Below are 3536 nucleotides of genomic sequence, written 5' to 3'. Positions count from 1 at the left end.
ATGACTTTTGTCCTCAGCCGTTTCCGGGAAGAAGAGTTGGAAATAAGAAACAAAATGCTTGTAAAAGCGGGGGAGAGCGTATTATATTTACTGGCTCACGGCGCAGAAAAAGCCATGAGCATATTTAACCAGAACCCTGCTCCGGATGACCCCAAGAAGTCCGGGGCCGTTTGAAACCTTAAACGTCCGTAGGGAGGATATTGATGCGTCTTTATGAGACCACCTTTATTTTAAGCCCTCAAGCTGATGATGCTGCTTTTGATCGCCAGATTAAAGCGGTTGGTGATTTAATCCACCGTTACGAAGGAAAAGTCGTTCGGGAAAACCGCTGGGGTATCCGCAGACTGGCTTATCCGATCCGAAGATTCACTCAGGGATACTACACCCGGGTAATTTTTGAGGGGAATCTCAAAGTCTTGTCGGAACTGGAACGGTTCTACAAAATCGAGGAGCCGTATATTCGGTATTTGACCGTTCTCTTTGAGGGAAACCTCGAGGAGGAGCCGGGGGACGATTATAATGCCGGACGCCATTTTGTCGCCGCCGAGAAACCGGCCGAGGTTCCCAAGGAAATCAAAGCACCTGTTCCGGAGATAATCAAGCCGGTGGATAACACTCCTTCCAGAGCAAAGCCACCGGAAGAGAAGACCAAGTACGACGACAGCGACATTTGACCGAAATGGAAATTTCCAAGGAGTCATCCATGAATCAGGCCAAGCTGCCCTATTTAAATAAGGTGATTATGGTTGGTTCATTGGTCCGTGACCCGGAATTGCGTTATACCACGGCCAATGTTCCGGTAGCTAATTTCAAAATCGCTTCGAACAAGCGTTATCGTGACAACAACGGTTCGATACGTGATGATGTCTGTTATGTGGGCGTGGTTGCCTGGCAGAGCCTGGCTGAGAGTTGTGTGGAACAGCTCAAGAAGGGTCATTCCGTTCTGGTGGAAGGGGAGTTGAAGAGCCGCGTTCGTAATGACGGCAACGGCGGGAAGAAGAATTTTGTCGAGATTCGCGCCCACCATATTCAATTCCTTAGCCATTGCGATGACCTGGTTAATCTGGAGGAAGTCGGCGATTCTCCGGTGATGATGCCGGTTGAGGATAATGACCCTGGTCAGCCGGAGGAAGTGATGTCGACGATTAATGCGGTGGAGGAGAAATCCGGCCGCGCAAATTATGATTATGAGGAGAACAATTTATAAATGAGACAAAATTATACTCCCGAATTTGACCGCAGAAGGCGGCGGATATGTCGTTTCTGCGAAGACAAGGTGAACATTATCAATCACCATGATGACCGACTGCTGAGAAGATTTGTCAACGAGCGCGGGAAAATAACCCCGCGGCGAATCTCCGGCAACTGTGCTCTGCATCAGAGAAAGCTCACCACGGCAATAAAGAGGGCGCGGCATATCGCCATCATGCCTTTTACCAGTGAGACTTACCGTTAAGCGGCACAGACAGGGGAGCGGCAATGCCGGAATGGCCTAAGGTTGAAAGATATCTGAACTTCATCGGTCTCTTTCTGCTTCTGGTCTTTCTGGTGGTCGTGCCGATTCCGGTCGTTGGGTATCTGGCAGGTATGGGCGCTCTGGCAAGTGTCGTATTCTTTGCATTCAGAAGGAGGCAGTTATTGCTCGCGGCAGGTTCGATAGGCTCCATAGTGCTGGCATCGTTTCTTTACGGGCCGAGCCTTGTATTGCTCGGCTTATGGGCGGCGGTGATAATTCCCGGCACATTGTTCGGCGGCCTGATGGCATCCGGCATTCCTGCAGGAAAAGCTTTCACGGTCGGTCTGCTGGCCTCGGCGCTGATAGCGATGCTGATGTTCTGGGTGCAACGGGATCTGATCCTGGAGGCGCTGGACAGTTTTCACAAGTGGATGCAATCCGGGATCGCCTCGGGCGGCACGGCCGAAAATGCCGTGACTGAATCATCAAATGGTATGACAGTAATGCTGAATACTATGATAAAAACGACCCGGCGATTGCTTCCCTCGCTTCTGGCGCTATCGGCGGTTTTTCAACTGTTCATTGCGGCCGTTTTTCTCTTTATGCTGCTCAAGAGCGCCGGCGGTTTTACCCCCTCTTTCGGCAGTTTTTTATTCTGGAAAATGCCTTTTAACTATATCTACCTGATCGGTCTCTTCATTGCCATGCGGCTGCTCGGACCCGAGACATTGAAGATTACGGCGGATAATTTCCTACTTTTTATCGGTATTATTTATGCTGTTTTCGGATTCTCGGTCATGGAGTACTTTTTGCGTAGGATCAAGCTGTCGTTTTTTCTCAAAGTAATCTTTTACTTTGGTTTTGTACTCCTCTATCTGCCCGGTCTGGTTCTGGCCGCCCTGGTCGGCATATTCGACAGCTACTTCGATTTTCGTCACGTAAAGGCGAAACTAATAGGTTAGAAAAATTAATGTCGTGGAAAGGATTGAATAGATGAAAGTAATATTGCGACAGGATGTGCCCGATCTGGGAAAAGCGGGTCAGGTCCTCGAAGTAAAGACGGGATACGGCCGCAACTATCTGATTCCCCGAAATATGGCCATCTCCGCCACCAAGGCCAACCTCAAGGCCATTGGCGAAATCGATAAGCAGAACCAGGTCCGCGAGCGCAAGAAAAAGCGCGTCGCCGAGCAATTGAAAGATAAGCTGGAGAAATTGTCTCTGACGATCGAGGTGTTGGTCGGCGAGGAAGACAAGATTTTCGGCTCGGTGACCTCGCAGAATGTGGCGGAGCTTTTGAATGCTCAGGGTTACGTAATTGACAAGCGGAATGTCCTACTGGATGACCCCATCAAGTCGTTGGGCGTCTACACGGTTCCGATCAAGATCGAGAAGGATGTTGTGGCCAATGTCAAGACCTGGGTCATAAGAAAGGCATGATTTATGGCAATGCTGGAAGTCAGGGTTGATGGACTGGCGCTGGATATGACGACCAATTCGCCGGTAGTCATCTTGGCGCCCCTGCATATTAACAAGGTCTTGCCGATCTGGATCGGCCACTCGGAAGCCTGGGCGATCGCCATGGAGCTCTCGGGCATCGGTTCCAAGCGTCCCATGACTCACGACCTGCTCAAGATGGTGATAGGTGTCTTGTCGGCTGAGGTGGAGAAGGTCGAGATTACCGAATTGAAGGAGCAGACATTTTATGCCCGGGTTCTGCTTAAGAGCGACGGGAAAACTCTGGCTATTGACGCTCGTCCATCCGATTCAATCGCGCTGGCGCTCAAGGCCGGGGCTCCGATTTTTGTCGAGGAGGCACTTTTCAATCTTAAGGAGGGGGAGCAGCAGACGGAACTATCCAATGACCCCGAATCGCTGGCCGATAGACTGAAAAAAATAAACCCCGAAGATTTCGGGAAATATTCTCTGTAGTGCCTGATCTTATTATAAAATATGCACTGGCGGCCGCCCTGTTGGTCCTTTTGTGGTCGACAGGTCCGGCGGCAGCCGATGAGCGATTATCATTCGAGCAAGCCCTCAAGATGCTCGAGTCGGGCAAATACCGCGAGGCGGAGAGGCT

At 50.5% G+C, this 3536-nt stretch carries 6 protein-coding genes; all 6 read left to right on the top strand.

The window, feature by feature from the left end; all coding sequences use genetic code 11:
- Nucleotides 1–203: 203 nt before the first annotated feature.
- Genes rpsF through NT002_01310 form a run of 6 tightly spaced genes read left to right on the top strand, consistent with a single transcriptional unit; the run spans nt 204 to nt 3388 of the window.
- Nucleotides 204–674, top strand: coding sequence for a 30S ribosomal protein S6 (gene rpsF / locus NT002_01335; GenBank protein ID MCX6827915.1), 471 nt, complete (start codon nt 204–206; stop codon nt 672–674).
- Between the two features lie 29 nt (nt 675–703).
- On the top strand, nt 704–1207 hold the full coding sequence (locus NT002_01330; protein MCX6827914.1) for a single-stranded DNA-binding protein: 504 nt from the start codon (nt 704–706) through the stop codon (nt 1205–1207).
- Nucleotides 1208–1456 (top strand): 30S ribosomal protein S18, encoded by a 249-nt coding sequence (gene rpsR / locus NT002_01325; protein ID MCX6827913.1) that lies wholly within the window; start codon nt 1208–1210, stop codon nt 1454–1456. It abuts the gene before it with no gap.
- 23 nt (nt 1457–1479) lie between these two features.
- On the top strand, nt 1480–2418 hold the full coding sequence (locus tag NT002_01320) for a DUF2232 domain-containing protein (GenBank protein ID MCX6827912.1): 939 nt from the start codon (nt 1480–1482) through the stop codon (nt 2416–2418).
- 31 nt (nt 2419–2449) lie between these two features.
- Nucleotides 2450–2896 (top strand): 50S ribosomal protein L9, encoded by a 447-nt coding sequence (gene rplI / locus NT002_01315; protein ID MCX6827911.1) that lies wholly within the window; start codon nt 2450–2452, stop codon nt 2894–2896.
- A gap of 3 nt (nt 2897–2899) precedes the next feature.
- The gene (locus tag NT002_01310; protein MCX6827910.1) at nt 2900–3388 is read left to right on the top strand and encodes a bifunctional nuclease family protein; all 489 of its coding nucleotides are present in this window, start codon (nt 2900–2902) and stop codon (nt 3386–3388) included.
- Nucleotides 3389–3536 lie beyond the last annotated feature (148 nt).

It is taken from the genome of Candidatus Zixiibacteriota bacterium (genome assembly GCA_026397505.1).
Classification (GTDB): Bacteria; Zixibacteria; MSB-5A5; order GN15; family PGXB01; genus JAPLUR01.
Note: the sequence above shows the minus strand (reverse complement) of the source record. Positions and strands in the feature narration are given on the sequence as shown.